We start from the raw sequence: 25,951 nt of genomic DNA on the forward strand, positions 1-25,951 counted from the left end.
GTGGGGTGACCCTCATTGATCAGCTGCCTCCCGAGGCCGACCCCGATGCCCTGTACGAAGCCTTCTCGACCTGGGCGGAGAGCCAGGGCATCACGCTCTACCCCGCTCAGGAGGAGGCGCTGATCGAGGTCGTCTCCGGGGCGAACGTGATCCTGTCGACGCCCACCGGCTCCGGGAAGAGCCTGGTAGCGGCGGGGGCGCACTTCGCCGCGCTGGCGAAGGACCAGGTCACCTTCTACACCGCTCCGATCAAGGCGCTGGTGTCGGAGAAGTTCTTCGACCTCTGCAAGCTCTTCGGCACCGAGAACGTCGGCATGCTGACCGGCGACGCCTCGGTGAACTCGGACGCACCGGTCATCTGCTGCACGGCCGAGGTGCTCGCCTCGATAGCGCTGCGCGACGGCCGGAACGCCGATGTCGGCCAGGTCGTCATGGACGAGTTCCACTTCTACGCGGAGCCGGACCGCGGCTGGGCCTGGCAGATCCCGCTGCTGGAGCTGCCGCAGGCCCAGTTCGTGCTGATGTCCGCGACCCTCGGCGACATGTCCCGCTTCGAGGAGGACCTCACCCGCCGCACGGGACGCCCGACGACCGTCGTGCGCTCCGTGACCCGGCCGGTGCCGCTCTCCTACGAGTACGTGACGACACCACTGACGGAGACGCTGACGGAACTGCTGGAGACCCGGCAGTCGCCCGTCTACATCGTGCACTTCACCCAGGCGGCGGCCGTCGAGCGGGCGCAGGCGCTGATGAGCATCAACATGTGCACCCGCGCCGAGAAGGACGCCATCGCCGACCTGATCGGCGGTTTCCGCTTCACCACCACCTTCGGCCGTAACCTCTCCCGGTTCGTCCGGCACGGCATCGGCGTGCACCACGCCGGCATGCTGCCGAAGTACCGGCGGCTGGTGGAGAAGCTCGCGCAGGCGGGCCTGCTGAAGGTCATCTGCGGTACGGACACCCTCGGTGTCGGCGTCAACGTGCCGATCAGGACCGTGCTGTTCACCGCCCTGACGAAGTACGACGGCACACGGGTCCGCACCCTGCGGGCCCGGGAGTTCCACCAGATCGCCGGGCGGGCCGGCCGCGCCGGGTTCGACACCGCGGGCTTCGTCGTCGCGCAGGCGCCCGAGCACGTCATCGAGAACAAGAAGGCCGTCGCCAAGGCCGGGGACGACCCGAAGAAGCTCCGCAAGGTGGTCCGCAAGAAGGCACCGGAGGGCTTCGTCAACTGGTCCGACGCGACCTTCGAGAAGCTGATCGCCTCCGACCCCGAGCCGCTCACCTCCCGCTTCCGGGTCACCCACACCATGCTGCTGTCGGTGATCGCCCGGCCGGGCAACGCCTTCGAGGCGATGCGGCACCTGCTGGAGGACAACCACGAGTCGCGGCGCAACCAGCTGCGGCACATCCGGCGGGCCATCGCCATCTACCGTTCCCTCGAGGCGGGCGGCGTCGTGGAGCGGCTGGCCGAGCCGGACGCGGAGGGCCGCATCGTCCGGCTCACCGTCGACCTCCAGTCGGACTTCGCGCTGAACCAGCCGCTGTCCACGTTCGCGCTGGCCTCCTTCGAGCTGCTCGACAAGGAGTCGCCGTCGTACGCCCTGGACATGGTCTCCGTCGTCGAGTCCACGCTCGACGACCCCCGCCAGATCCTGGCCGCGCAGCAGAACAAGGCGCGCGGTGAGGCGATCGGGCTGATGAAGGCCGACGGGGTCGAGTACGAGGAGCGGATGGAGCGGCTGCAGGAGGTCACGTACCCCAAGCCGCTGGAGGAACTGCTCTCCCACGCCTACGGCATCTACCGGCAGAGCCACCCCTGGGTCGGTGACCACCCGCTGTCCCCCAAGTCGATCGTGCGCGACATGTACGAGCGCGCCATGACGTTCTCCGAGTTCACCTCGCACTACGAACTGGCCCGCACCGAGGGGATCGTGCTGCGCTACCTGGCGGGGGCGTACAAGGCGCTGGAACACACCGTCCCGGACGACCTGAAGTCCGAGGACCTCCAGGACCTGACCGCGTGGCTCGGCGAACTGGTGCGCCAGGTCGACTCCAGCCTGCTGGACGAGTGGGAGCAGCTCGCCAACCCCGAGGTCGAGACGGCAGAACAGGCCGCAGAACGGGCCGACCAGGTCAAGCCGGTCACCGCCAACGCCCGTGCCTTCCGGGTGCTGGTGCGCAACGCCATGTTCCGCCGGGTGGAGCTGGCGGCGCTGGAGAAGTACAACGTGCTGGCCGAACTGGACGCCGAGTCGGGCTGGGACGCCGACGCGTGGGCGGAGGCGATGGACGCGTACTGGGACGAGTACGACGACCTGGGCACCGGTCCCGACGCCCGCGGCCCGAAGCTGCTGCAGATCGAGGAGCAGCCGGAGCACTCGCTCTGGCGGGTCCGCCAGACGTTCGCGGACCCCAACGGCGATCATGGCTGGGGTATCTCCGCCGAGGTCGATCTGGCAGCCTCCGACGAAGAGGGCCGGGCGATCATCCGTGTGACGACCGTCGGCGAGCTGTGACCGGGCACGACACGAGGGAGTTCCGATGACCAACCCCGCCGAGCGGCTGGTGGATCTGCTCGACCTGGAGCGGATCGAGGAGAACATCTTCCGCGGCCGCAGCCCCGAGGAGCGGCTGCAGCGGGTGTTCGGCGGGCAGGTCGCGGGCCAGGCGCTGGTCGCGGCCGGCCGCACCACGGACGGCGAGCGGCCGGTGCACTCGCTGCACGCGTACTTCCTGCGGCCCGGCCGCCCGGGCGTGCCGATCGTGTACCAGGTCGAACGGGTGCGTGACGGCCGGTCGTTCACCACCCGTCGGGTGGTGGCGATCCAGCAGGGTCGCACGATCTTCAATCTGACCGCCTCCTTCCATCAGCCGGAACCGGGGTTCGAGCACCAGATCCCGATGCCGGATGTGCCCGAGCCCGAGAGCCTGCCGAAGCTGGGCGACGAGCTGCGCGAGCACTTGGGGGTACTGCCCGAGTCGCTGGAGCGGATGGCCCGCCGCCAGCCGTTCGACATCCGTTACGTCGAGCGGTTGCGCTGGACGCCCGAGGAGATCGAGGGCGCCGAGCCGCGCAGCGCGGTGTGGATGCGCGCGGTGGGACCGCTGGGCGACGATCCGCTGGTGCACACCTGCGCGCTCACGTATGCGAGCGACATGATGCTGCTCGACGCGGTGCGGGTACCGGTCGAACCGCTGTGGGGCCCCCGCGGCTTCGACATGGCCTCCCTCGACCACGCGATGTGGTTCCACCGCCCCTTCCGCACCGACGAGTGGTTCCTCTACGAGCAGGAGTCCCCGATCGCGACCGGCGCCCGCGGCCTGGCCCGTGGCCAGATCTACGACCGCTCGGGCCGGCTGCTGGTCTCCGTGATGCAGGAAGGGCTCTTCCGCAAGATCGGCGGCTGACCGGCACCCAAGCTGCGGCGGCGGCCGGCGCCGCCGTTCAGGTACGCCGGAACAGCTTCTTGCGGCGGCGGGTCCCCGCGCTGTCCCCGGGCCGCTGCAACCGCCAGCCCCGGCGCGGGCGCGGCTCCGGCTCACGCTCGGAGCACGGCTCCGGCGCATGTTCCGCCCGCGGCCGCGGTTCGTGCCCCGGCTCATGCCCCGACCCCGACCCCGGATCCGGCTCCGGTTCCGGTTCCGGTTCCACCGCAGGGGCCGCCGGTCGTGGCTCCCGCTCCGCCGCGGGGGCTGGGTGTGTGGCCGGGCGGGGGGCCGGGCGGGCCTGTCGGGCGCGGTCGAGGGCCTCGGCCAGGGAGAGCCGGGCCAGGGCGATCTCGTCCGGATGGTCCGCGGTGACCGCCGCGTCGATCAGTTCACGGGAGGCGAACTCACCGGGCCGGCCCGGTGGCAGGCCGGACCGCAACCTGCGCAGATAAGCCCGTTCGTACAGATCCGGCACCACCTCCGCCGCGCCGTCGGTGCCGAGCAGCGCCGCCCAGACCGCCGCCGCCTCCCAGGCGTCGGCCGCGTCCCGCACCAACTGCCCGGCCCGGCGGGCCCGCCAGCCACGTGCCCGGTGGTCCACGCCGTCGTCCAGGGCGCCACGCAGCGTTACCGGCAGCCTGCCGTGCAGCGCTTCGGGATGATCCCGGGCGTACTGCCCGATCTCGTCGGCCAGATACATCCAGACGACGGCCCGGTAGCGGTTGACGTACCAGCGGACCGGCCGGATGAAGCCGCCCTTCGCCAGCTTGACGAAACGGTCGCGGCTGACCCCGATGAGCTCCGCTCCATCGCCGCTGCCGACCACGCGCAGCCGGTCGCGCAGCGCCTGCGGGAAGCCCTCGGCCGCTCGCAGCCGGTCGACCTCGTCGCGCAGGACGCGCCTGCGGCCCGGCCCGGCCGCTACGGCCCGGACCTCGCCGAGCTGGACGGCGAGCTCGAACTCTCCCGTTTCCAGTTCCAGTTCTTCCCTGGCCCGGTTCATCCCGAGCGCTTCGCCCGCCGGCGCCTCACCCGTGGGTGATTCCTTGCCGACCGCGGCTGCGACCCCGACCCCGACCCCGACTCCGACCGCGACCGCGAGTGACTCCCGTACCACCATGACTTCCCCCACCGCCTCGACTACTGACAGTGACGAATCTAGCGCAGCCCGATGACCCACCCATGTGGCCTGTGGATAACTCCACCGCTACCGGCGCACCACATCGCCGGGCCGCCGAGCCGCCGGCTCACCCTCCGGAAGGAGTTATCCCCGGCTGCCGGGGCGCGACCCCGAGGTGCTCGCCCACCCGGTGCACGAGCAGCGTCATCTCATAGGCGACCTGCCCGACGTCGGCCTCCATACCGCTCAGCACCGACAGACAACTGCCGTCGCCGGCCGCGGTCACGAAGAGGTAGCCCTCGTCGAACTCCACCATCGTCTGGCGCACTCCGCCGACCCGGAACTGCCGGCCGGCGCCCTTCGCAAGGCTGTGGAACCCGGACGAAACGGCCGCAAGATGCTCGGCCGTCGGCCGGTCAAGACTGCCGCTGGCCCCGGTCACCAGGCCGTCGTTGGACAGTACGAGCGCGTGCTGCACATGCGGTACCCGCTCTGTCAGGTCGTCCAACAGCCAAGCGAGTCCATTGCCCACCGTCATTCCCGGCCTCCCCGTATCGACTGCGGTACGAGACTGTCCTGAACAGCGCGCTACGGCAAGTCCCCATCGGGTCACGAGCGGCAATCGGTATCGGGCAGCGGGGCCCACCGGGAGTGGCCGGCCCACCCCTGTAGCCCCATAGCCCCCAAGCCCCCATAGCCTCCTCGCAGCCCTCGCCGGCACCCCCCGTCAGCCGACCCGTCGCAGCTGACGCTCGGCGTGCATCCGTTCGGCGTGCTCGACCAGGGCGATGAGCACGTCCTTGCCGGATTCACGGTCCCGCGCGTCGCACAGCACGACCGGCGTCCCTTCCGTCAGGTCCAGGGCCCGTGAGACGTCCTCCGGCCGGTAGGAGCGCGCGCCGGAGAAGCAGTTGACGCCGACCGCGAAGGGGATGCCGCGGTGCTCGAAGAAGTCGACCGCGGGGAAGCAGTCCTCCAGCCGGCGGGTGTCGGCCAGGACGACGGCGCCCAGCGCGCCGTGGGACAGCTCGTCCCACAGAAACCAGAAACGATCCTGCCCGGGGGTGCCGAAGAGATAGAGCGAGAGCCCGGCCCGGATCGTGATCCGCCCGAAGTCCATGGCGACCGTGGTGGTGGTCTTGCGTTCCACCCCGCCGGTGTCGTCGACGCCCCGGCCCGCCTCGCTGAGCGATTCCTCGGTACGCAGCGGCCGGATCTCGCTGACGGCTCCCACCAGGGTGGTCTTGCCGACCCCGAAGCCGCCCGCGACCAGTATCTTCAACGCCAGCGCGGGCTCGTCACGCCTGTCCGGTTGTTCAGAGCGCCCGAAGTCCATCGATCACCTCTCGCAGAATGTGTTCGCCGGGAAGTTCGGCGGGCGCCACCGGCCGGCGCACCCGGACCCACCCCAGCGTCAGCAGGTCGCCCAACAGGACGCGTACGACGCCCACGGGCAGGTCGGAGTCGGCCGCGATCTCCGCGACCGACAGTGGATCGGTCCGGCACAGGGCGAGGATCGTGCCGTGTTCCGGGGCCAGGGCCGGGTCGCCGGCGGCGCCGGGCTCCGCGCCCGGTTCCGCGACGACCTGCGCGATCAGATCGAGATGCGCGCTGCCGCCGTCTCCCCGGGTCCGGCCGCCGGTCAGGGCGTAGGGGCGGACCATCGGGCCCGCCTCGTCGTCGTACCAGCGGCCGTCCATCCGCGCTCAGCCGCCTGCCGTGGTGTCGGAGTCCGGCCGGGCGGGCGTCCGCAGGTGCTCGCCGACCTGTTTGACGAGCCGGGCCATCTCATAGGCGACCAGCCCGACATCGGCCCCGGCGGTCGCGAAGACCGCGAGGCACGACCCCTCGCCCGCGGCGGCCACGAAGAGGAACCCGCCGTCCAGTTCGACCATGGTCTGCCGTACGTCCCCGGCGGCGAAGTGCCGGCCGGCGCCCTTGGCGAGACTGTGGAAGCCGGACGCGACCGCCGCCAGGTGCTCGGCGTCCTCGCGGCTCAGTGCCCGTGAAGCGCCCACCGCCAGACCGTCGTTGGACAGGACCACCGCGTGCCGCACCCCGGCCGCCCGGTCCGTCAGCTCGTCCAGCAGCCAGTCCAGCCGGCCGGACCGGTTCGCCTCGATCATGCCGGGTCTCCCTCGTTCGACGCCGGGCGGCCGGCCGGACGGCCACCGCCGCGCGCCCAACCGCTGCGGTACGCGGTCATGGTGGCGCGGATCTGCTCAGGAGTACGCCCGCCCGCGTCCTCCGACTCACCGTCCGGCCCGTTGCCCGGCGCAGGCCCGTCCCGTTCCGGAGCGGGCCGCTCCAGGAGTTGCGGAGCGAGGTTCGCCTTCCGTACCCGACGGGGCAGATCGTCGTCGCCGCGCGCGGTGCCGTTCGCCGCCGGGCCCACGGGGGCGGCCGGTGCGGCAGGACCGGCCGGGCCGTCCTGACCCGGCGAACCCGGCGAAGCCGACGAAGCCGACCAACCCGGCGGCGGATGCGCGGACGAGGTGGCTGACCCGCGGACCACGACCGGTTCCGGCGAGCCGTGCTGCCGCTCCCGCTCGTTGCCGTTCCCTGACCCCAACCCGTCGCCGTCCCCAGAAGCTCGACCGTTCCCCAACCCGTCGCCGTTCCCAGAAGCTCGACCGTTCCCCAACGCCCTGCCGTTCCGCGACTCCGATCCGTTCCGCAACTCCGCTCCGTGCCCCGGCCCCGGCTCCGCACCACGCCCCAACTCCCCTCCGCCCCGCGACGGAAGCGGCCGGACCACGACCGGGTCCTCGCGGTGGGCGCGCTGGGCGCGGTTGCGCTCGGCGGCGCGGCGGGCGGGGGCCGGGTCGGGGACGTAGCGCTCGATGAGCGCGGTGGGCAGCAGCACGACGGCCGTCGTCCCGCCGTACGGGGACGGCCGCAGCGAGACCCTGACGTCGTGCCGGGCGGCGAGCCTGCTGACCACGAACAGCCCGAGCCGGTCGCTGTCGAACAGGTCCAGCGCCTGGGCGCGGGCGATCCGCCGGTTGGCCTCGTCGAGCGCCCCGCCGCCCATGCCCAGGCCGCGGTCCTCGACCTCCAGCACATAGCCGTTGCCGACCTGTTCGCCACTGATCCGCACCTTGGTGTGCGGCGGCGAGAACTGGGTGGCGTTCTCGACGAGTTCGGCGATCAGGTGGGTGAGGTCGGCGACCGCGCCGCCGACGACGGCGGCCTGCGGCAGCCGCCGCACCTCGACGCGGGCGTAGTCCTCCACCTCGGCGACCGCGGCCCGCACCACGTTCTGCAGGGGCACCGGCCGGCGCCAGGCCCGGCCAGGGGCGGCGCCGGACAGGATGATCAGTCCTTCCGCGTGCCGGCGCATGCGGGTGGTGAGGTGGTCGAGCCGGAACAGGTCCTCGAGCTCGCCGGGGTCCTCCGTACGCCGCTCCATGCCGTCCAGCAGGGCGAGTTGGCGGTGGACGAGGACCTGACTGCGGCGCGCGAGGTTGACGAAGACCCCCGTGACGCCGCTGAGCAGCTCGGCGCGTTCGACGGCGGCGGTGAGCGCGGCACGGTGGACGGTGCGCAGCGCCTCGCCGACCTGGCCGATCTCGTCCGCGCCATGGGTGCCCTGCGGCGCCTCGGCGTCCAGGTCGATCTCCTCGCCCGCGCGCAGCCGGCGCATGGCGGACGGCATTTTGCGGCGGGCGAGTTCCAGCGCGGTGTTGCGCAGTTCGACGAGTTCGGTGACCAGGGCGCGCCCGATCCGCACCGAGACGATCAGCGAGACGATGACGGCGAGCAGGCCGAGCAGCACCGCCGCGCCGGAGGTGCTGGCCAGCCCCCCGATGACCGGGTCGGTGCCGGACGAGGCGGCGGCCGCGCCGCCCGCCGGAATGTCGATGGCGCGCAGGCCGCCGATGACCGGGCCGGAGGCAGCCGTCCAGGTGTCCGCGGGCGCGGCGGCCGCGGCGTGCGGCCCCGGGTCGGCGCGCAGCACCCCGTCCTCCAGGCCGAGCAGGGCGCTGTACGGTGCGGAGCCGCTCAGCTTCTGCCAGGACGCGTGGCTGCCGCCCCCCAGGTCACCGGCCGAGGCATCGAGCAACAGCCGCCGGGTTTGTACGGCGCCGGTGAAGTCGCGGTAGCGCGGGCCGTCCAGGGTGCCGGTGAGTTCCGCGACGGAGATCAGGGCGTCCTCACGGGCCAGCATCTCGCCCGCCCGCCCGAACTCCAGGGCGACGCGGCTGCCGGAGGTCAGGACGGGGTCGGGGCCGGCGGTCAGTACGCCGATGGCGGAGAAGGCGTTCTCGATCGCGTCGCAGTAGCCGCGGTACGTCTCGTCCCAGCCGGCGGTGCGGGCCGTGACCCGCGCACGCAGCGCGCGCAGCCCGGACACGCCGTCGATGAACGTCCGCAGCCGGGGCGCGACGCCGGACGGCAGCCCGATGCCGTCGGCGATCGTGTGGCTGCTCCCCTGCCGCAGCGCGCCGGCCGCCCGGTCGGTGGTGGCGGCGGCGCTGTCGAGCTGCGCCGCGCGGGCGGCGGTCGGGGCGGCCAGGTACAGGGCGGCGGCGCGGCGTTCGGCCTGCAGGGCGGTGACGGAGGCGGCGACGGGACCGCTGACCTCCTTCTCGACCTGCTGGGTGCGCAGCCGGCCGGAGATGTCCTGGGCCGCGTTGACGGCGGCGAAGGCCCACAGGGCCATCAGCGACACGACGGGCACCATGAGGATGGAGACGATCTTCGCCCGCACCGTCCTGGGCCGCAGCACCAGCCCCGGGACGAACCTCGACCGACCCGGCGGCCGTGCACCCGGCCATCGCGGACCACCGGTCCCGGCAGAAACGTTCGCTCCAGCGGAAGCGTTCGACCCGGCGGAAACGTTCGACCCGGCAGGCGTCTTCGCCCCGCCGGGCCCCTCCGGATCCGCATCCGTCCGCGGCGGAACGTCCGCACCCCCGGGACCCGTCGCCCTGGGTGCGCCCGCGGCCAGTGCCAGCGGTGACATCCGCTCGTCGGCGGGCGGTCCGGCGTGCGCGCGGCGGCCGCGCGGAGCGCTCACGCCGCACCCTCGTGCAGCGACTGGGCGGACGCGGAGGCGGCGCGTTCACGGGCGCTCGGGGAGAGCGCGACGAAGGCCGACGTCAGGAAGAGGTACGAGCCCAGGCCGACCACCAGGGGGAAGAGGAACGCGGTGGCACTCGCGCCCGGCAGCACCTCGGACGACGGACGGACCGTCACCCGCACGGCGAACATCCCTGTGTAGTGCATGCTGCTCACCGCCGCGCCCATCACCAGCGACGCCCCGGCCACCACGACCGGCCGGTGGACCGTCAGCGCCGCGTACAGCGCGGCGGTGGCGGCGGCCAGCGCGATGAGTACGGACAGCATGACGCGCACGGGGTCGTAGGAGATGGCGCCGTGCAGCCGCAGGGCCGCCATCCCGACGTAGTGCATGGCGGCGACGCCGAGTCCGGTCGCCAGGCCCCCCGCCAGCAGGGATCGGATGCGGCCCCGCCCGTAGCCGACGATGAACACGCCGACGCCCACGACGGCGACGGCGATCAGCAGGCTCAGGACGGTCAGCGGCACATTGTAGCGGATCTCGGTGCCGGAGACCCGGAAGCCGAGCATCGCGACGAAGTGCATCGTCCAGATGCCGGTGCCGAGCGCGCTGGCCGCGGTCAGCAGCCAGTTGCGCCGGGAGCGGCCGGTCGCGCCGAGCGCCCGTACGGTGCAGCGCAGGCCGAGCGTCGAGCCCACGCAGGCCATCACGTACGACAGCGTCGGGGTCAGCCAGCCGAAGCCGGCTTGGTCCATGTGTCCCATGGGTCCGGGACGCTAGACCCGTGGTGTTCGCAGCCCTCCGGGCAGTTCGGAACCCGGCGGATATTGACAGTCTCGTACGCTGATCCGGCCCCGAACGATCGCGCAACGCTCGAACATGCGCGCAGGCGGGACGTTTCAGCCACTGCGTGGCGCATACATGATCACGCCCACCCCCACCAGGCAGACCACCGCCCCCACCACATCGAACCGGTCGGGCCGGTAGCCGTCCGCCACCATCCCCCACACGAGCGAACCGGCGACGAACACACCGCCGTACGCGGCCAGAATCCGTCCGAACTCGGCGTCCGGCTGCAGGGTCGCAACGAACCCGTAGCACCCGAGGGCCACCACTCCCGCCCCCATCCAGGCCCAGCCGCGGTGCTCACGGATGCCCTGCCAGATCAGCCAGGCACCGCCGATCTCCAGCAGCGCGGCAAGGACGAACAGAGCGGCGGAACGCAGCGTGATCATGCGAACATGATGCATGGAGACCGAACGTGAACGAGTCCGCGAATTCTTCGCCGCCAAGGCCGTGGGCTGGGAGAAGCGCTTCCCCGACGACAGTCCCGCCTACGCGGCGGCCGTCGCGGAACTGGGCCTGCGGCCCGGCCAGTCGGCCCTCGACGTGGGCTGCGGAACCGGCCGCGCGCTGCCCCCGCTGCGAGCCGCCGTCGGCCCGGCGGGCACCGTCGTCGGCGCCGATCTGACCCCGGAGATGCTGCACGAGGCGACCGCGCTCGGCCGCCACCGCGCCGGCTCGCTCATCGAGGCGGACAGCGCCCGGCTGCCGCTGCGCGACGCCTGCTTGGACGCCGTCTTCGCCGCCGGGCTGCTGCACCATCTGCCGAACGCGGCGGCCGGGCTGCGCGAGTTCGCCCGCGTCACCCGGCCCGGCGGCCGGCTCGCGCTCTTCCACCCGATCGGCCGCGCCGCGCTCGCCGCCCGGCGCGGCCATGAGCTGCACGAGGACGACGTCCGCGCGAAGCCCAACCTCCCCCGGCTGCTGACCGACGCGGGCTGGGAGCTGACGGTGTACGACGACTCCGAGGACCGGTACCTGTCCGTGGCTACGCGGCTGAACTGACCGCTGCCGAACCGGCCCCGGCGATCACGGCGGCGAACGCCCCGGGGTTGTCGAACATCATGTTGTGACCGGCGTCCGGCACCGTCTCGACGTCGACACCCGCCGCCACCAGTTCCGTCCGGCCGTCGACGTCCGGGCTCAACTCCCCCACCAGGAAGATGCGGGGAATGTCCATCGCCAGCAGCATCGTCCGCATGGTGGGTTCGGTGCCCCGCGCCAGCCGGGTGGCGGTGCGGTACAGCGCCACCGGGTCGGCGAGCCGCATCGTGGCCCCCCAGATCGGGCCCACCCGCTCCAGCACGGCGGCGAATCCACCGCCTTCCACGAACTCCCGCTCCCCGTACCGCGCGATACGGCTGCTGTCGGCTCCGGCCGGCGGGTTCGGGTCGAGGTTGGCCTCGGCGAGCACCAGCCGGGCCACCAGGTCCGGGCGGCGGTGCGCCAGAACGATCGCGACCGCGCCGCCCATGCTGTGCCCGACGACCTCGGCGCCGTTCACGCCGGCCGCTTCCAGGACCGCGGCGACCGCGTCGGCATGCTCCTCCAGCGAGTAGCCGAAGTCCGCGGGCCGGTCGCTGATCCCGAATCCGCGCAAACGCATCGCCGCCCTCACCGGCCACGTCAAGCCCGTCGCCGAGAGCACCCTGTATCCGGCGATCAAGCGACTGGAGAAGGCGGACTGGCTCCGGCGGGAGACACAGCCCGGCGCGGTCGCCGCTCCCCGCCATGTCCTCACCCTCACCGCCGAGGGCCGCACCGAACTGCGGCGGCGGCTGGCCGAGCCCGCGGAGCTCGATCTGAGCGACGAGAACCGCTGGTTCACCCTCCTCGCGTTCCTGCGCCACCTCGGCGACGCCCGCCAGGAGGCCGCGGTGCTCCGCCGCCGGCTCGCCTTCCTGGAGCAGCCCGCCAGCTTCTTCTACGACGGCGACCGGCCGGTCCGCGCCGAGGAGCTCGACGATCTCTACCGCAGGGGCGTCCTCACCATCGCCCGCGCCACCAGCCGCGCCGAACTGGACTGGCTGCGCGGCACGTTGAAGGAGCTCGGCGACGATCCGGACGCGAAGTAGCGGCAACGGCCCCGGAGCTCGGCCGGACAGGCGCTACGCGGCGGGCAGGCCGAGCAAGGTGCGCGCCATGGTTTCCGGCTCGGTTCCGTGTTCCCGGGCCAGCGTCAGCACCGCGCGCTGCGCGAGCTCGTTGACTCCGAACATCAGGGCGTCGGGGGCGACTCGGCCCGCGGCCTCGTCGATCCGGTCCTGGTCGTCGGCGATGCAGGCCACCACGTAGGTCGCGGCCGCGTCGAACAGGTTGTGCTCCAGCGGGGCCCGGTCCCCGGGACCCGCCGGGTCGGGTGCTCGCACCGGCAGTCTGAACACGTCTCCGATCCTGTGCAGCAGGCCGGGCATGCCCATCACCTCTCCCTGTCGCCGAGTTCGCGCTCTCCCCTGGGTTATCTCCGCTTCAGGGGGCGGGAACCCGGCTTGCCCGGACGGCGGTCGGCGATGGAGAGGCGGTAGCCGGTCAGGGCGCGCGCGACGGGTTCCCCGGTGGCGGCCGCGTACGCCAGGTTTTCGCGCACCTCGCGCAGGGTCCGCGGGCGGAAGCCGGGACCGCCGCAGCAGGACTTGTGGAACCCGACGCCCGCGGTGAGCAGCACGGTGAGCACCCGCCATGCCGGGGCGTCGCTCCGGCGGGGCGCCGCGAAAGCGGAACCCGCGTGGATCAGCCCGGCCGCGCAGCGGGGGCAGCGCCGGGCCCGCTCCGGCCCGTACTCCTGCTTGTAGGAGGCGCGGCACGGGAGGCAGACGTAGTGCGTGCGGTGGACACCCATACCCCGCAGGGTAAGGGCCGCGGTGCCTCCGTTCCGAGCGGTTTTTCCTCCGGTCGGGCCCCGCTATCGACGCGGACGTTACCCGCTGGTTAAGGTGCGCGGACCGAAGAGAGGGAGGGGCCCCGTGACCGATACGGACGACTACACGCAGCAGGACGACGACGCGTTGTTCGTGCTCACGGCGGCGATGCTGACGCCGGCGCAGTTCCCGAGCGTGCTCGCCGACGACTACCCGCAGGCCTGCGAGGCGCTGGGTCTGGAGCCCGCCAGGGACGGTTACGGTCTGCTCTTCGGACAGGACGGCGGCGGCGCCCGGTGGACCGTCGCGATCACCGACACGGCCCTGGTCGCGTGCGCGCTGGCGGCCTGGGACTGCGGGCTGGAGTACGACCTCTCCCCCGACGAGCGCTACGTTGCCGCGGCCCTGCCGGGCTGGCCGCTGCCGGTCGCGGTGGCCGCGCCGGGTGTACCCGATCCGCACGATCCGTCGGAGGAGGAGGGCGGCCGTCCGCCGCTGGCACCGCCCGACCTGGAGACCTGGGGCGGGGCGCAACGACGGCTGGGCGCGGACGAGATCGCTCTGCGGTGGTGGGCCTGGCGCGAACAGCTCACCGATGACGCCGTCGACGAAGCGGCGGCCGGGGACGAAGCAGCGACCGAGGACGCTCCGGCGACCGAGGACGGAGCGCCCGATCCCGACGCTCCCACGGACGGAGCCCGTACGGACGAGGCCGATTCCGACGAGGCAACTCCGGGCGACGCCACCGCCGACGAGGACGCCGCGGACGAGGCGGACGCCCCGGACGACGCGGCCGGGAACGACGCCTCCGGGACCGTGGCCGTGCACCATGCGGGCGTGCGCCGGGCGCTGGAGAGCGCGGAGGCGTACCTCAGCTCACCGCCGCCGCCCGGACGGGTCCGGGCGGCGCATGGAGCGGTACGTGCGGACGGTCCCGGCTGGAGCCTGGTGGCGCGGACCGACGACATGGCGTTCGTGCTCCTCGACGACGAACCGGGCGAGGTCCACCCGGTCCGCCGCGGCCCGGCGCTGCCGGCCCTGCTGGAAGCACTGGACCGGCTGGCCGCCCGGCCCGTCTGAGCGCCCGGAACCGCCCCACCGGAGTCGACATATCGATGTTCCGGTGTCTCAGTGCCCCCGCAGTTCGGCCTCCACCTTGTCGGCGGCCTTGCGCGCCGCGACCAGCACCGGGTCCCAGACGGGGGAGAACGGCGGCGCGTAGCCGAGGTCGAGCGCCGTCATCTGGTCGACGGTCATGCCGGCGGTGAGGGCGACGGCGCCGATGTCGACGCGCTTGGCCGCGCCCTCCCGTCCGACGATCTGCAGGCCGAGCAGCCGCCCCGTGCGGAGTTCGGCGAGCATCTTGACCGTCATGGTCGCGGCTCCCGGGTAGTAACCGGCCCGGCTGCTGGACTCGATGACGGCGGTGACGAAGCGCAGCCCCGCGGCGCGCGCCTGCGACTCCTTCAGACCCGTGCGGGCGATCTCGACGTCGCAGACCTTGCTGACGGCGGTACCGACGACGCCGGGGAAGGTGGCGTACCCGCCGCCGATGTTGATGCCGATGACCCGTCCGTGCTTGTTGGCGTGCGTGCCGAGCGCGATGTGCTGGTGGGTGCCGGACACCAGGTTCAGGACCTCGACGCAGTCGCCGCCGGACCAGACGCCCTCCGCGCCGCGCACCCGCATCGCCAGGTCGGTGAGCAGCCCGCCGTGCTCGCCGAGGGCGAGGCCCGCGTCCCGGGCGAGCCCGGTGTTGGGCTGGACGCCCAGCCCGAGCACCACCACGTCGGCCGGGTACTCGGCGTCCCCGGTCGCGACGGCCCGCACCCGTCCGTCGTCCCCGGTGAGCACCTTGCGCACCTCCGCGCCGGAGACCACCTCGATGCCCATGCCCTCCATCGCCTCGCGCACGAGCCGGCCCATGTCGGGGTCGAGCGTGGACATCGGCTGTTCACCGCGGTCGACGAGGGTGACGTCCAGGCCGCGGCGGATCATGGCCTCGGCCATCTCGACGCCGATGTAGCCGCCGCCGACGACCACGGCCCGCCGTGCGCCGCCGCGTTCCAGGGTGCGCAGCACGGCCTCGCCGTCGTCCAGGGTCTGCACACCGTGTACCCCGTCCGCGTCGATGCCGGGAATCCGCGGCCGGGTGGGGACGGCGCCGGTGGCGATGACGAGCTGGTCGAACCCGGTCCAGGACTCGGCGCCGCCCGCCACCTCCCGGGTGCGCACCCGCCGCCGGTCGAGGTCGATCCCGACGGCCTCGGCGCCGAGCCGCAGGTCGATCCCGCGCTCGCGGTGCTCGGCGGCGGTCCGCGCGACCAGCGCGTCCGCCCCGTCGACCTCGCCGCCGATCCAGTACGGGATGCCGCAGGCCGAGTAGGACGTGTGATGACCGCGCTCGAAGGCGATGATCTCCAGGTCGTCGGGGCCCCGGCGCCGGCGTGCCTGCGAGGCGGCCGACATCCCTGTCGCGTCCCCGCCGATGACGACCAGTCGTTCCGCCATGTCTCACACGCTCCTTGTCAGCCCGCGGCCACCGCGACCCGCGCCACCGCATGATCACTCAACGGTGCCCGGCCCCCGAGAGTTTCCCCGACCCGCCTGTCCGGGCGCGCCGCGGCTGCCGCACACTGGTGCGTCATGGAGCTGCAGATCACCGCGACCGCGCCCGAACACCCGGCGGCCCTCCTCGACCTGCCCTGGGGCATCCCGCTGGAGGAGTGGCCCGACGCCTACCTGGTCGCCCTGCCGCGCGGCATCTCGCGCCATGTGGTGCGGTTCGCCCGGGCCGGCGACGAGGTCGTCGCGGTGAAGGAGGTCGGCGAGTGGGCCGCCGTGCGCGAGTACGGGCTGCTGCGCGATCTCGACCGGATGGCGATACCCGCGGTCGACCCGGTCGCGGTGGTGACCGGCCGCACCGGCGCGGACGGGGAGCCGCTGGAGCCGGTGCTGATCACCCGGCACCTCAACGGTTCGCTGCCCTACCGGTCGATGTTCGAGACGACGATGCGGCCCGGCACCGTCAGCAGGCTCCTCGACGCCCTCGCCGTGCTGCTGGTCCGGCTGCACCTGACCGGCTTCGCGTGGGGTGACTGCAGCCTCTCCAACACGCTCTTCCGGCGGGACGCCGGAGCGTACGCCGCCTATCTGGTGGACGCCGAGACCGGCCAGATCCAGCCGAAGCTGACGCGCGGGCAGCGCGAGTACGACATCGAGGTCGCCCGGGTGAACATCTCGGGCGAGCTGATGGACCTGGAGGCGGGCGGCTCGCTGCACCCGTCGGTCGACCCGGTCCTGTTCGGCCAGGCGATCGCCGACCGGTACGAGGAGCTGTGGCACGAGCTGACCCGGGAGTCGGTCTATCCGGTCGGCAAGCGGCACTACATCGACCGGCGCATCCGCCGGCTGAACGAGCTCGGGTTCGACGTGGCCGAGATGCAGATCCAGCGGTCGCCGGACGGCGACGCCGTCACATTCCTCCCCAAGGTCGTCGACGCGGGCCACCACCAGCGGCAGTTGCTGCGGCTGACCGGCATGGACGCCGAGGAGAACCAGGCGCGCAGTCTCCTGAACGACCTGGAGACGTGGATGGCCTCGCAGGACGACTACACGCCGGGCGACCCGCTGGGCGCGCGGCCCGAGGTCCTCGCGCACCGCTGGGTCCGCGAGGTCTTCCGGCCGACGGTCCGTGCGGTCCCCCAGGAGCTGCGCGCCTCCCTGGACACCGCCCAGGTGTTCCACGAGCTCCTGGAGCACCGCTGGTTCCTGTCCGAGCAGGCCCAGCACGACGTGGGTCTCGACGCCGCGATCGAGGACTACGTACGCGCCGCGGCCGCCGGCCGCTCGGCGGCGGGCCATCTCGAGCCCGCCACCGATGCGGAGACCACCGGCCCGTAGCCGTCAGGCTGTCAGGCTGTCAGGCGGAACCCCGCTCCACGTCCACCAGGAGCGCCGATTCGGCGACGCCCGGGTGCGGGTCCGCGCGCAGCGCCGCGAGTTCGGCCGGCCAGGGGGCCTCCCATCCGGAGCTCCGGCCCGCCGCGCCGACCACCTCCACGGCGACGAGACCGGCGGCGGGAGCACCGCGGCCCCGCAGGCTCACGACCGTCGCGTGCACGGCAGCAGGCACCGGCTCGCGCCCGTGATCGAGATACTGCCGCTGTCCCAGTTCGAGTCCGTGCGGATGGTCCGCGACCAGGCCGAGCCAGCGGTCCCACCGGTCGGGCGCCGGATCCCCCGCGCGCATCGCCGTCAGCGCGGCGTCCAGCGCGGTGGAGGTGGCGGTGCGGCGCAGTCCCGCGCGCAGCAGGGCGTCGGTGAGGACGTCCAGCACCAGGGACGCGGATCGGTCCGGCGCGCCGCCTCCCAGACCAGCCGCGACGCGTGGTCAGCGAGTTTCAGCGGGACGGTTCCGCCCGCCCGGCGCGGGTCTGCGACGATCTCGGTCAGCAGGAGGGCGACGGCCGCCGCCCGTTCTCCGTCGCCCCCGGCGGCGGCGGTGGTCACCGTACGGCGCAGCCAGCATACGGGCCGGGAAGGGCAGGTGGTCGAATGCGTGTGGGGTCATCGCGATCACCGGACGGTCGCGAGGCCGGCCTTTCGGATCATCATGACCGTGATGCTCGCACCCGGGGGAACCGCGCGCAACGGTATTTCCGCCGGCTCCCGGCAGCCGCACCGTCCGGCACCCGCACCGTCCAGGTGTCCGCTCAGTGGCTACTTCTCGTCGGCGAGCCGGGCGCGGGCCTCCATGAGCGCGAAGCCGAGCAGGTTGAGACCGCGCCAGCGGGCCGGGTCCTGGGCGCGTTCGTCGTCGCCGGCCAGTCCGATGCCCCAGATCCGGTCGAGCGGGCTGGCCTCGACGAGCACGCGCTCGTTCGTGCCGAGCAGATAGTCCCGCAGCTCGGGGTGCTGCCCGAACTTGGCCACGCTGCCCTCGACGACGAGCTCGAAGCGCTCCCGCTGCCACGTCGCGTCGTCGAAGCCCTGTACCGAACGCCCCACGGCCTTGGCGGCCTTGGGGTGCACGGCCGCCACGGCGGCGCGCTCCGCCTCCGCGTCGCCGAAGAGGCGGGCCTTGCCGGCCATCATCCAGTGCTCGGCGGTGGCGTACCCGACTCCGTTCACGGTGAAGGGCGACGGCCACCATTGGCTGAAGCAGCCGGCGCCGACGCTGCCGTCGCGCTGCGGCTGATGACCCCAGAAGTGGACGTACTTCACCCGCCGGCCGCGCCGGGTGTACTCGATCAGGTCCTCGACGGTGCGGACACCCGCTGCCGTGCTGTCCTCGTCCGCCATGTCACACACGCTCCAGCGGCCGGTGCGGGCCCTCGGGCAGTTCGACCTCGATCGGGTCGCCGGGGTGCACCTCGCCCTCGGAGAGCACGATGCCCATGATCCCGGCCCGGCGGATCAGCTCACCCGCCTCGTCGCGGAAGACGACTTCCTTGAGCAGGCCGGTGCGGAAGTGCTCGATCTGCAGGCAAGGGTTGCGCAGTCCGGTGATCTCGACGACCGCCTCCGCGCCGAGCCGCAGCCGGGCGCCGACCGGCAGGCCGAGCAGGTCCAGCTGCCGGGTGGTGACGTTCTCGCCCAGGTCGCCGGGGGCGATGTCGTAACCGGCGGTCCGCAGCTCGTCGAAGAGCTCGGCGTGGAGGAGATGGACCTGGCGCAGGTTGGGCTGCGTCGGGTCCTGGGCGACGCGGGACCGGTGCTGGACCGTTACGCCCAGGTGGGCGTCGCCCTCCACACCGAGACCGGCGAGCAGCCGGATGCTCTCCTCGTTCGGCTTGGTGAAGTGGTGCTCCGCACTGCGGCTGACCGCCGTGACCGTCCCGCCCATGAGCCGTCTCCCCCTCGACCGGTGGATGATTCCACGATCACCCTACTATCGGCGAGGGGCAGGTCAGCGGCCTATTTCCCGGCGGGAGATCCTCTTGAGCCGACGCCGCTGCGAGGGATCGAGCGTCAGATACGCGGCCACCGGTACACCGATGACCACCAGCAGTGCGAGCCAGAAGGGGACGCCCAGAATCAGCAGGACGATCCCTATGCCCACTCCGCCGATGGCGAGCTTCGCACGATTGGACATCTTCCCCGCCTCCGTCCGCGGCACATGCCGCGCTTGTCAGGAAGAACGCCCAGTGGTCCGTCCTGGTTCCCGCACACGGCTCACCGGGGCAGCGGCCGGTCCAGCCGTACACGTACCAGGGTAGTCCGCACACCGCTGTCGACCAGGCGTCCGGCGGCGTCGAACGCTCCCGGGCCGTCCGTCATGCCGAAGTCGTTGTCGTTGATCAGGACGAGCGTGGAGCGGTCGACGACGGCGACGCCCTCGACCTTCAGCGGCACGCCCGGGACCGTGTTCAGGTCCACGACGAGCTTCTTGGCCAGGACCGGCACCCCGGCCGCGGCCGGGTCGGCCAGTTGCTCCAGCGAGGGCGCGGTCGCGGGGTCGTCCCAGGACCGGCCGAGGACGTCGTCCCGGCCGAGCAGCGTGACCAGCTGCAGCCGGGCCGCCTTGTCGGTGCGCTCCTCGACGAGCAGCCGGTCCCGGCCGACGGCGACGACCGAGGAGATCTTCAGCTCGGAGGGGTCGGTCTCGCTCGGGTCGACGACGTTCACCGGGTCGAAGCGGTAGACGTACTCGGCGGTGACCGCCCGGTGGCGCGGTGAGAAGCGCAGCAGTCGGGTGGTCAGCGAGGTCTCGCCCGCGGTCTTGTCCGGGTTGGACAGCGGGCTCTGCACGGCCATCACCAGGTCGCCGCCGGGCAGCAGGGTGAGCCCCTCGAAGCCACGGTTGATCTTGCGCTGGAGCAGGATCGCCGGAAGCGACTCGACGACCGGGTAGTCGGCGCCGGTCAGCCCGAGCCCCTTGGGCACGTACCGGGTCAGCACCCGGCCCTTCGCCGAGACGTGGACCAGCGAGGGACCGTACTCGTCGACGAGCCAGAAGGTGCCGTCGGCCGCCCGGACGATGCCCTCGGTGTCGAGCCCGTTCGGGTTGAACGCCAGCGGGGTCGACGCGTCGTAGGTGAAGGGCGCCTCGTCCCGCGAGGCCTGGTCGGACAGCCCGGTGACGGGCGCGCCGTGCGAGGTGGTGATGGGGATCGCCGTCAGCACCTTGAGGGTGTCGCCGACGACCTTCACCTTGACGATCGCCGGGTCGAACCCGGACACGGGGAACGTGCGCCGCTTGTCCTTGCCGACCTTGATCTGGCCGTTGGGGCCCCGGTCGGTGACGGTCCAGTACTCGCCGGGACGTCCCGCCGGGAAGATGTCGCTGCCGATGCCGCCGAGCTTCACCCCGCGGTCGTCCCCGACCGTGCCGGGCAGCAGGTCGTTGCTGAACGTCCCCAGCGCGATGGCGGGCAGCGTGGCGGTGCCGGTGACCCGGGCGGCCGGACGGTGCGCGGCGGGCGCGCCCTCGGCCTGGCCGGGCAGTCCGAGGGCGGCGAGCGCGGCCACCGGAATCACCACAGCGACCGGACGACGCATGACCCGTCGGACACCCACGAAACGCTCCATCATCGGACCTCCCCCAGAACACCGGTACTTCGGGCGCCCCAAGGCTCTGCGGTCCGGCCCAACGCGGGCCCACGCCCCGGTGAACTCCCGCCCAGCACTGGACGAACGGCCACCCCGCGTCAGGCCGTGGTGCTCAGGACACGACGTCCTTCGTCCGGAATCCGCGGAAGGCGAGGGCGGTGAGCACCAGGGCGTAGGAGACGGAGACCGCCGCGCCCTGGATCATGCCGGACCATTCGAGGTGCGGCTGGAGGGCGTCGGCCCAGGCGTACTGCCAGTGGGCGGGGAGCAGATCGCGCCAGGAGCCGAGCGCGGTGACGGCGTCCAGGACGTTGCCGACGATGGTGAGCCCGACGGCTCCGCCGACGGCGCCGAGCGGGGCGTCGGTGATCGTCGAGAGCCAGAAGGCGAGCGCCGCGGTGACCAGCTGGCTGACGAAGATGAACGCGACGACGATTCCCAGCCGCGGCAGCGCCGTACCGGAGGGCAGCGACCCGCCGGTGGGAATCTGCAGATCGCCCCAGCCGTAGGCGACGGTGCCGGCCGCGAGGGCGACGACGGGCAGCAGCAGCATCGCCGCCGCGCTGAAGCCGAGCGCCACCAGGAACTTGCTGGTGAGCAGCCGCATCCGGGGTACGGGCGCGGCCAGCAGATAGCGCAGCGAGGACCAGCTGGCCTCCGAGGCGATGGTGTCGCCGCAGAACAGCGCCACCGGCACCACCAGCAGGAAGCCCGCCGAGACGAACAGGCAGGTGGCGGCGAAGTTGGCGCCGGAGGCGGTCGCGGTGTCGATGAGGGAGGGCCCGTTGCGGCTGTCGCTGCCGTCGGGCTGGCCGCCGATGGCGAAGGCCGCGATGAGGATGAAGGGCAGTGCGGCGAGCACCGCGCCGACGACGAGGGTGCGCCGCCGCCGCAACTGCCGCATGGCCTCCACCCGCAGCGGCAGGGTGCGGCGCGGGTGGTAGCCGGGGGCCGTGGAGGTGGCGGGGGCGGAGGACGGGGAAGGTGCCGGGGCGGTGGCGCTCATGCGTTGCCTCCGATGAGGGTGAGGAAGGCGTCCTCCAGGCGGCGGTGCGGTCCGACCCGGGTGACCGGGACGTCCAGCCGGACGAGTTCGACGAGGAGTTGCGGGACGGTCATCCCGTCGAGGGCGATGAGCAGGCCGTCGTCGTCGCGCACCGCGCCCGACAGCCCCGGCAGCTCGGCGACCTTCTCCAGGACCCCTTCGGGCAGTTCGCCCTCCACCCCGACGAGCAGGGTGTCGGCCGAGCCGGTGATCTGCCCGACCGGGCCCGCGGTGATCAGCCGCCCGCGGTCCATCACGACGAGGTGGGTGCAGCTCTGCTCGACCTCGGCGAGCAGATGGCTGGAGACGATCACGGTGCGGCCCTCGGCCGCGTACCGGATGAGGACCTCGCGCATCTCGCGGATCTGCGGCGGGTCGAGGCCGTTGGTCGGCTCGTCCAGGATCAGCAGGTCCGGCATGCCGAGCATCGCCTGCGCGATGGCGAGCCGCTGCCGCATGCCCTGCGAGTAGGTGCGGACCGCCCGGCGCAGCGCGTCACCGAGGCCGGCGATCTCCAGCGCCTCCTCGAAGTGCGCGTCCTGCGCGGGCCGGCCGGTGGCCTGCCAGTACAGGTCGAGGTTGGCGCGCCCCGACAGGTGCGGCAGGAAGCCCGCGCCCTCGACGAACGAGCCGACCCGGGACAGCACCGGCGCACCGGGCCTGATGGCCTCGCCGAAGACCCGGATCTCGCCGCCGTCGGGACGGATCAGCCCCATCAGCATCCGCAGAGTGGTGGTCTTTCCGGCGCCGTTGGGGCCGAGGAGTCCGAGCACCTGGCCGCGTTCGACGCGGAACGTCAGATCGCGGACGGCGTAGCGGTCGGCGGACTTGGCGTACTTCTTGCTCAGGTCGGTGATCTGCAGCGGTACCCCGGACAGCGCCGGGTCGGGGGCCGGGGTCCGTACCCGGCGGCGGCCGGTGAGGAGCAGCAGCGCGGCGACGACGGCCGCGCCGAGCGGCATGCCCCAGGTCCACCACGGCAGCCCGGCGGCCGCGGTGGCGACCCCGGGGTCGGTCGGCAGCGTCAGCGCGGGAGCGCTGAGCGAGACCGTGTACGTGGCGGCCGGGGCCGGTGAGGCGTAGGCGAGGTCGGTACTGGCCAGGACGAGCCGCAGCCGGTGGCCGGCCGCGAACTGGTGGTCGACGGCGGGCAGCCGCAGCTCCACGCTCCTGCCGTCGGCCGCGCCGGCGACGCGTACCGGCGTGACGAGTTGCGCGGGCAGTGACTGGCGGCCGTCCGCGGCGACGTCGTAGAGCTTCGCGAAGAGCACCGCGTCGTCCGCCGCGGTCCTGACGCGCACGGTGACGGTGGGCGAGCCGGTGACGCGGATCCCGGAGGCGAGCGGGGCCGAGTCGAAGTGCGCCGACTGGCCGGGGAAGTCCAGCGAGATGCCGGCGCCGAGGCTGGACAGCTGGGAGAGGCCGCCGATGCCCGGGAGCGAGGAGATCGCGGGCGGGCTGCCGCCCGCCGGGTTGGCGATGGTCTGCTCGCCGCCGGCGAGGGTGACCGTGCGCGACGAGGTGCCGGCCAGGCCCGGGTAGCGGTCCGCGGTCGCGCCGCGCAACACGGCCCGGCCGTCCGTGGAGTTCACCCCGCCGGTGCGGGTCACCCGGAAGGCCGGTCCGGTGCCGGCCGCGGTGTCGCCCTTGAGGTAGCGGTCGAACCAGGCGGCGATACGGCCCTCCACCCGGGCGGTCTCCAGGTCGCCGCCGTCGTGGCCGCCGGAGATCCAGTCGACGTCGACGGGCGCGCCGTTCGCGGTGATCGCCTTCGCCATGGCGTCGGCCTGGCCGAGTGGGAAGAGCGAGTCGCTCTGCCCCTGCACGATCAGGGTCGGCACCTTGATGCGGTCCGCGACGGCGGACGGGCTGAGCTTGTCCAGCATGGTGCGGGCGTCCGCGTCGGGCTTCCCGGCGACGGCGACCCGCTGGTACATCGCGCACACGGCCGGGGCGAAGCGTCCGCACGCCGGATCGCCGGCCCGTGCGCCGCTGGAGAAGAAGATCCCGGCCCAGAGCTTCTTGTAGACGCCGCCGGGGAAGAGCGAGTCGGCGAGGTTCCAGTAGGTGATCTGCGGGGCGATGGCGTCGATCCGCCGGTCGTACCCCGCGGCGAGCAGTGAGATCGCCCCGCCGTACGACGCCCCGGCGACCCCGACCCGGGGGTCGCCCGCCGCGTCGAGCCGCACCTCGGGCCGCTTGGCGAGCCAGTCGACGAGCCGGCTCACATCGGCGACCTCACCGTCCGGCGCGTTGAGGCCGATGGTGCCCGTGGACTTCCCGAAGCCGCGGGCGGACCAGGTGAGCACGGCGTAGCCCTGGCGCGCCAGGTCCTCGGCCTGGTCGCGCATGTCGTCCTTGCTGCCGCCGAAGCCGTGTCCGAGCAGCACGGCGGGGCGGCGCTGCGTCCCGCCGGAGGTGAAGAACGACGTGTCGAGCCGTTCCCCCTGCCCGGGGAGCATCGCGTTCTCCTGGTGCACGGCGGTGCCGGACGAGGCGGCCGACGACGCCACCGCCCACGTTCCGGCGCCACCGAGCAGGGCGAGCACCACCGCGCCGGTGAGCAACCGCTTGCGCCGCGGCAGTCGAAGATCCATGGCCCGATCCTACGGTCGCCCCTCCGGCCGGCCTCGAACCGGCCGCCGGATTCCCCGCGTATTCACAGACACCGGGCAGCGGTCTCGGACGGCCGCCTCCCTTGACTTCTCGATCGGCCCGTGCGATCCATGGCGGTTCCGACCGCCCAACGGCCCCTCGGGGGCCGCGAAGTACCGGGAGCCGCATGCTGACGCTCACCGAAATCTCCGACCGGCTGGAGATACAGGACCTGATGGTCGACTACTGCCACGCCGTCGACACCCGGCAATGGGACCTGCTCGACGAGGTGTTCGCGGCGGGCGCCGTCATCGACTACACCGCGACCGGCGGGCCCCGCGGCACCCTCCCGGAGATCAAGGACTTCCTCGGCTCCGTGATGGGGCGGTTCCCCGCCTACCAGCACCTCCTGGGCAACGCCTCGATCCGGCTCGACGGCGACACCGCGACCGGTCGCACCATGTGTCACAACCCGCTGGTCCTGCCCGGCGAGCAGGGCGCGGCGGACGGCGGGGTGCTGCACTGCGGTATGTGGTACATCGATGCTTTCGTCCGTGTCGACGGCGCCTGGCGCATCGCTGAACGCCTCCAGGAGAAGTCCTACATGCACTTCGCGCCGAGCGCGCCCGGCCGGCCGAAGGGCTGACACCGCGGCCCACGAGAAGGGCCCGCACCCCTGGACAGTCCAGGAGTGCGGGCCCTCCGACGCGCTACGGGGATTCCGCCTGCGGGTGGGAACTGGTGGATCAGCTGTGCGAGGAGCGGCGCTTCCGGTTCATGAAGAGCAGACCCGCACCGGCGGCCACGACGGCCGCGGCGATGCCGCCGATGATCGGCGTGGAGCTGGAACCACCGGTCTCCGCCAGGTTGGTCGGCGGGGTGGACTGGCTCGGCGCGACGACGGGGGCGCTCGACGTCGGCGAGGCCGAAGGCGTGGTGGCCGGGGTGGTCGGCGTACCCGGAGTCGTGGTCGCCGGGGTGGTCGGCGTCGTCGTCGCCGGAGTGGTCGGCGTCGTGGTGGGCGGCGTGGACTCGTCACCCTTGCAGGGCGCGACCGTCTTGGTCTCGTCCTTGTCGAAGTTGTGCTTGGCGGTCGTGTCGCCCGCCTTGACGACGAGGTGCACGGACACGTCCTGACCGTGCTTAGCCAGCTCCAGCGTCTTGTGGAACTTGCTCTTGAAGCTGGTCGTCGCCAGCAGGTCCTTGCCGTCCACGGTGATCGTGACGGTGTTCTCGACCCTGCTGTTGTACTGCGTGAGGTCGACGGTGACCTTGTCGCAGGTAACCGACCAGACCGGCGTGTGCGCCGATGCCGGAGTGGCGAGAACGCCCGTTCCGACAAGTGCCGCGAAACTGACAGCGGCTATCGCACCGGTACGAACCCGGCCGTGGTGCTTTATCTGCATGAATCCTCCATGAACATCCCTGGGCGGCAGCCCCGTTCAGCCGCGCATGTGCGAGACGCGGACCCTACACCC

At 72.7% G+C, this 25,951-nt stretch carries 27 protein-coding genes; 7 read left to right on the forward strand and 20 right to left on the reverse strand.

What is annotated here, in order from left to right; translation table 11 throughout:
• Positions 1-5: 5 nt before the first annotated feature.
• On the forward strand, positions 6-2,519 hold the full coding sequence (locus LNW72_RS08650; protein ID WP_250974874.1) for a DEAD/DEAH box helicase: 2,514 nt from the start codon (positions 6-8) through the stop codon (positions 2,517-2,519).
• 25 nt (positions 2,520-2,544) lie between these two features.
• Positions 2,545-3,411 (forward strand): acyl-CoA thioesterase II, encoded by an 867-nt coding sequence (locus tag LNW72_RS08655; protein WP_138353095.1) that lies wholly within the window; start codon positions 2,545-2,547, stop codon positions 3,409-3,411.
• A 37-nt stretch (positions 3,412-3,448) separates the two neighbouring features.
• Here the strand turns inward: LNW72_RS08655 and LNW72_RS41155 are convergent, their stop codons facing one another.
• The 8 genes from LNW72_RS41155 to LNW72_RS08695 form a co-directional block, all read right to left on the reverse strand.
• Complete coding sequence (locus tag LNW72_RS41155) at positions 3,449-4,552, reverse strand: DUF6397 family protein (protein ID WP_285369444.1); 1,104 nt, start codon at positions 4,550-4,552, stop codon at positions 3,449-3,451.
• A gap of 127 nt (positions 4,553-4,679) precedes the next feature.
• Entirely contained in the window at positions 4,680-5,090 is a 411-nt protein-coding gene (locus LNW72_RS08665) for a roadblock/LC7 domain-containing protein (RefSeq protein ID WP_250974875.1), read from the reverse strand.
• A gap of 189 nt (positions 5,091-5,279) precedes the next feature.
• Positions 5,280-5,888, reverse strand: a complete 609-nt coding sequence (locus LNW72_RS08670) for an ATP/GTP-binding protein (protein ID WP_250974876.1) — start codon at positions 5,886-5,888, stop codon at positions 5,280-5,282.
• Positions 5,869-6,252: a DUF742 domain-containing protein gene (locus tag LNW72_RS08675; protein WP_250974877.1), complete on the reverse strand. Its 384-nt coding sequence runs from the start codon at positions 6,250-6,252 to the stop codon at positions 5,869-5,871. The genes LNW72_RS08670 and LNW72_RS08675 overlap by 20 nt, the downstream gene beginning before the upstream one ends.
• Positions 6,253-6,258: 6 nt before the next feature.
• Positions 6,259-6,678, reverse strand: coding sequence for a roadblock/LC7 domain-containing protein (locus LNW72_RS08680; RefSeq protein ID WP_138353090.1), 420 nt, complete (start codon positions 6,676-6,678; stop codon positions 6,259-6,261).
• Positions 6,675-9,521 carry a nitrate- and nitrite sensing domain-containing protein gene (locus LNW72_RS08685; RefSeq protein ID WP_374117403.1) on the reverse strand — a complete coding sequence of 949 codons (2,847 nt, stop codon included), beginning with the start codon at positions 9,519-9,521 and terminating at the stop codon, positions 6,675-6,677. The genes LNW72_RS08680 and LNW72_RS08685 overlap by 4 nt, the downstream gene beginning before the upstream one ends.
• A 50-nt stretch (positions 9,522-9,571) precedes the next feature.
• Complete coding sequence (locus LNW72_RS08690) at positions 9,572-10,342, reverse strand: MHYT domain-containing protein (protein ID WP_250974878.1); 771 nt, start codon at positions 10,340-10,342, stop codon at positions 9,572-9,574.
• A 135-nt stretch (positions 10,343-10,477) separates the two neighbouring features.
• Positions 10,478-10,813 (reverse strand): YnfA family protein, encoded by a 336-nt coding sequence (locus LNW72_RS08695; RefSeq protein WP_250974879.1) that lies wholly within the window; start codon positions 10,811-10,813, stop codon positions 10,478-10,480.
• A gap of 13 nt (positions 10,814-10,826) precedes the next feature.
• Here LNW72_RS08695 and LNW72_RS08700 point away from each other — a divergent pair, with 13 nt between their 5' ends.
• The gene (locus LNW72_RS08700; protein ID WP_250974880.1) at positions 10,827-11,426 is read left to right on the forward strand and encodes a methyltransferase domain-containing protein; all 600 of its coding nucleotides are present in this window, start codon (positions 10,827-10,829) and stop codon (positions 11,424-11,426) included.
• Here LNW72_RS08700 and LNW72_RS08705 read toward each other — a convergent pair.
• The gene (locus LNW72_RS08705; RefSeq protein WP_374117183.1) at positions 11,410-12,069 is read right to left on the reverse strand and encodes an alpha/beta fold hydrolase; all 660 of its coding nucleotides are present in this window, start codon (positions 12,067-12,069) and stop codon (positions 11,410-11,412) included. The two genes, LNW72_RS08700 and LNW72_RS08705, sit on opposite strands and share 17 nt — an antisense overlap.
• Here LNW72_RS08705 and LNW72_RS08710 point away from each other — a divergent pair.
• Positions 12,002-12,496, forward strand: coding sequence for a PadR family transcriptional regulator (locus tag LNW72_RS08710; protein WP_250980066.1), 495 nt, complete (start codon positions 12,002-12,004; stop codon positions 12,494-12,496). The two genes, LNW72_RS08705 and LNW72_RS08710, sit on opposite strands and share 68 nt — an antisense overlap.
• Positions 12,497-12,529: 33 nt before the next feature.
• Here LNW72_RS08710 and LNW72_RS08715 read toward each other — a convergent pair whose 3' ends face one another.
• On the reverse strand, positions 12,530-12,841 hold the full coding sequence (locus LNW72_RS08715) for a hypothetical protein (protein WP_250974882.1): 312 nt from the start codon (positions 12,839-12,841) through the stop codon (positions 12,530-12,532).
• A 38-nt stretch (positions 12,842-12,879) separates the two neighbouring features.
• Positions 12,880-13,260: a deoxyxylulose-5-phosphate synthase gene (locus tag LNW72_RS08720; RefSeq protein ID WP_250974883.1), complete on the reverse strand. Its 381-nt coding sequence runs from the start codon at positions 13,258-13,260 to the stop codon at positions 12,880-12,882.
• A 124-nt stretch (positions 13,261-13,384) separates the two neighbouring features.
• On the opposite strand from LNW72_RS08720, the gene LNW72_RS08725 reads away from it, so the two are divergent.
• Positions 13,385-14,359, forward strand: coding sequence for a hypothetical protein (locus tag LNW72_RS08725; protein ID WP_374117184.1), 975 nt, complete (start codon positions 13,385-13,387; stop codon positions 14,357-14,359).
• 48 nt (positions 14,360-14,407) lie between these two features.
• Here the strand turns inward: LNW72_RS08725 and LNW72_RS08730 are convergent, their stop codons facing one another.
• Positions 14,408-15,790 carry an FAD-dependent oxidoreductase gene (locus tag LNW72_RS08730; RefSeq protein ID WP_250974884.1) on the reverse strand — a complete coding sequence of 461 codons (1,383 nt, stop codon included), beginning with the start codon at positions 15,788-15,790 and terminating at the stop codon, positions 14,408-14,410.
• A 135-nt stretch (positions 15,791-15,925) separates the two neighbouring features.
• Between LNW72_RS08730 and LNW72_RS08735 the strand changes: the two genes are divergently transcribed.
• Positions 15,926-17,182, forward strand: a complete 1,257-nt coding sequence (locus tag LNW72_RS08735; RefSeq protein ID WP_250974885.1) for a DUF4032 domain-containing protein — start codon at positions 15,926-15,928, stop codon at positions 17,180-17,182.
• Between the two features lie 19 nt (positions 17,183-17,201).
• Here LNW72_RS08735 and LNW72_RS08740 read toward each other — a convergent pair whose 3' ends face one another.
• The 7 genes from LNW72_RS08740 to LNW72_RS08770 all read right to left on the reverse strand — a co-directional run bounded on the left by LNW72_RS08740 (position 17,202) and on the right by LNW72_RS08770 (position 24,475).
• A complete protein-coding gene (locus tag LNW72_RS08740; protein WP_250974886.1) occupies positions 17,202-17,618 on the reverse strand; it encodes a hypothetical protein in 417 nt (138 codons plus the stop codon).
• Between the two features lie 383 nt (positions 17,619-18,001).
• Positions 18,002-18,583, reverse strand: a complete 582-nt coding sequence (locus tag LNW72_RS08745; protein WP_250974887.1) for an NADAR family protein — start codon at positions 18,581-18,583, stop codon at positions 18,002-18,004.
• Between the two features lies 1 nt (position 18,584).
• Entirely contained in the window at positions 18,585-19,127 is a 543-nt protein-coding gene (locus LNW72_RS08750) for an MOSC domain-containing protein (protein WP_250974888.1), read from the reverse strand.
• A gap of 63 nt (positions 19,128-19,190) precedes the next feature.
• Positions 19,191-19,376 carry a hypothetical protein gene (locus LNW72_RS08755; RefSeq protein WP_138353079.1) on the reverse strand — a complete coding sequence of 62 codons (186 nt, stop codon included), beginning with the start codon at positions 19,374-19,376 and terminating at the stop codon, positions 19,191-19,193.
• Between the two features lie 80 nt (positions 19,377-19,456).
• Positions 19,457-20,812: an esterase-like activity of phytase family protein gene (locus LNW72_RS08760; RefSeq protein WP_374117404.1), complete on the reverse strand. Its 1,356-nt coding sequence runs from the start codon at positions 20,810-20,812 to the stop codon at positions 19,457-19,459.
• 133 nt (positions 20,813-20,945) lie between these two features.
• On the reverse strand, positions 20,946-21,839 hold the full coding sequence (locus LNW72_RS08765) for an ABC transporter permease (RefSeq protein WP_250974890.1): 894 nt from the start codon (positions 21,837-21,839) through the stop codon (positions 20,946-20,948).
• The gene (locus LNW72_RS08770; RefSeq protein ID WP_250974891.1) at positions 21,836-24,475 is read right to left on the reverse strand and encodes an alpha/beta fold hydrolase; all 2,640 of its coding nucleotides are present in this window, start codon (positions 24,473-24,475) and stop codon (positions 21,836-21,838) included. Before LNW72_RS08770 ends, LNW72_RS08765 begins: the two co-directional genes overlap by 4 nt.
• Positions 24,476-24,660: 185 nt before the next feature.
• Between LNW72_RS08770 and LNW72_RS08775 the strand changes: the two genes are divergently transcribed.
• Entirely contained in the window at positions 24,661-25,119 is a 459-nt protein-coding gene (locus LNW72_RS08775; protein ID WP_250974892.1) for a nuclear transport factor 2 family protein, read from the forward strand.
• A gap of 100 nt (positions 25,120-25,219) precedes the next feature.
• Here the strand turns inward: LNW72_RS08775 and LNW72_RS08780 are convergent, their stop codons facing one another.
• Complete coding sequence (locus LNW72_RS08780) at positions 25,220-25,879, reverse strand: LAETG motif-containing sortase-dependent surface protein (RefSeq protein ID WP_250974893.1); 660 nt, start codon at positions 25,877-25,879, stop codon at positions 25,220-25,222.
• Positions 25,880-25,951 lie beyond the last annotated feature (72 nt).

Origin of the sequence: Streptomyces sp. RKAG293 (genome assembly GCF_023701745.1) — a bacterium.
GTDB lineage: Bacteria > Actinomycetota > Actinomycetes > Streptomycetales > Streptomycetaceae > Actinacidiphila.

Bases quoted from the DNA above. Each gene is read 5' to 3' on its own strand.
- LNW72_RS08755 (WP_138353079.1), bottom strand. From the start codon at position 19,376: ATGTCCAATCGTGCGAAGCTCGCCATCGGCGGAGTGGGCATAGGGATC.
- LNW72_RS08775 (WP_250974892.1), top strand. From the start codon at position 24,661: ATGCTGACGCTCACCGAAATCTCCGACCGGCTGGAGATACAGGACCTG.
- LNW72_RS41155 (WP_285369444.1), bottom strand. From the start codon at position 4,552: ATGGTGGTACGGGAGTCACTCGCGGTCGCGGTCGGAGTCGGGGTCGGG.
- LNW72_RS08685 (WP_374117403.1), bottom strand. From the start codon at position 9,521: ATGTCACCGCTGGCACTGGCCGCGGGCGCACCCAGGGCGACGGGTCCC.
- LNW72_RS08770 (WP_250974891.1), bottom strand. From the start codon at position 24,475: ATGGATCTTCGACTGCCGCGGCGCAAGCGGTTGCTCACCGGCGCGGTG.
- LNW72_RS08655 (WP_138353095.1), top strand. From the start codon at position 2,545: ATGACCAACCCCGCCGAGCGGCTGGTGGATCTGCTCGACCTGGAGCGG.
- LNW72_RS08760 (WP_374117404.1), bottom strand. From the start codon at position 20,812: ATGGAGCGTTTCGTGGGTGTCCGACGGGTCATGCGTCGTCCGGTCGCT.
- LNW72_RS08680 (WP_138353090.1), bottom strand. From the start codon at position 6,678: ATGATCGAGGCGAACCGGTCCGGCCGGCTGGACTGGCTGCTGGACGAG.
- LNW72_RS08700 (WP_250974880.1), top strand. From the start codon at position 10,827: ATGGAGACCGAACGTGAACGAGTCCGCGAATTCTTCGCCGCCAAGGCC.
- LNW72_RS08695 (WP_250974879.1), bottom strand. From the start codon at position 10,813: ATGATCACGCTGCGTTCCGCCGCTCTGTTCGTCCTTGCCGCGCTGCTG.
- LNW72_RS08745 (WP_250974887.1), bottom strand. From the start codon at position 18,583: ATGGCGGACGAGGACAGCACGGCAGCGGGTGTCCGCACCGTCGAGGAC.
- LNW72_RS08675 (WP_250974877.1), bottom strand. From the start codon at position 6,252: ATGGACGGCCGCTGGTACGACGACGAGGCGGGCCCGATGGTCCGCCCC.
- LNW72_RS08780 (WP_250974893.1), bottom strand. From the start codon at position 25,879: ATGCAGATAAAGCACCACGGCCGGGTTCGTACCGGTGCGATAGCCGCT.
- LNW72_RS08665 (WP_250974875.1), bottom strand. From the start codon at position 5,090: ATGACGGTGGGCAATGGACTCGCTTGGCTGTTGGACGACCTGACAGAG.
- LNW72_RS08715 (WP_250974882.1), bottom strand. From the start codon at position 12,841: ATGGGCATGCCCGGCCTGCTGCACAGGATCGGAGACGTGTTCAGACTG.
- LNW72_RS08720 (WP_250974883.1), bottom strand. From the start codon at position 13,260: ATGGGTGTCCACCGCACGCACTACGTCTGCCTCCCGTGCCGCGCCTCC.
- LNW72_RS08670 (WP_250974876.1), bottom strand. From the start codon at position 5,888: ATGGACTTCGGGCGCTCTGAACAACCGGACAGGCGTGACGAGCCCGCG.
- LNW72_RS08765 (WP_250974890.1), bottom strand. From the start codon at position 21,839: ATGAGCGCCACCGCCCCGGCACCTTCCCCGTCCTCCGCCCCCGCCACC.
- LNW72_RS08730 (WP_250974884.1), bottom strand. From the start codon at position 15,790: ATGGCGGAACGACTGGTCGTCATCGGCGGGGACGCGACAGGGATGTCG.
- LNW72_RS08750 (WP_250974888.1), bottom strand. From the start codon at position 19,127: ATGGGCGGGACGGTCACGGCGGTCAGCCGCAGTGCGGAGCACCACTTC.
- LNW72_RS08735 (WP_250974885.1), top strand. From the start codon at position 15,926: ATGGAGCTGCAGATCACCGCGACCGCGCCCGAACACCCGGCGGCCCTC.
- LNW72_RS08690 (WP_250974878.1), bottom strand. From the start codon at position 10,342: ATGGGACACATGGACCAAGCCGGCTTCGGCTGGCTGACCCCGACGCTG.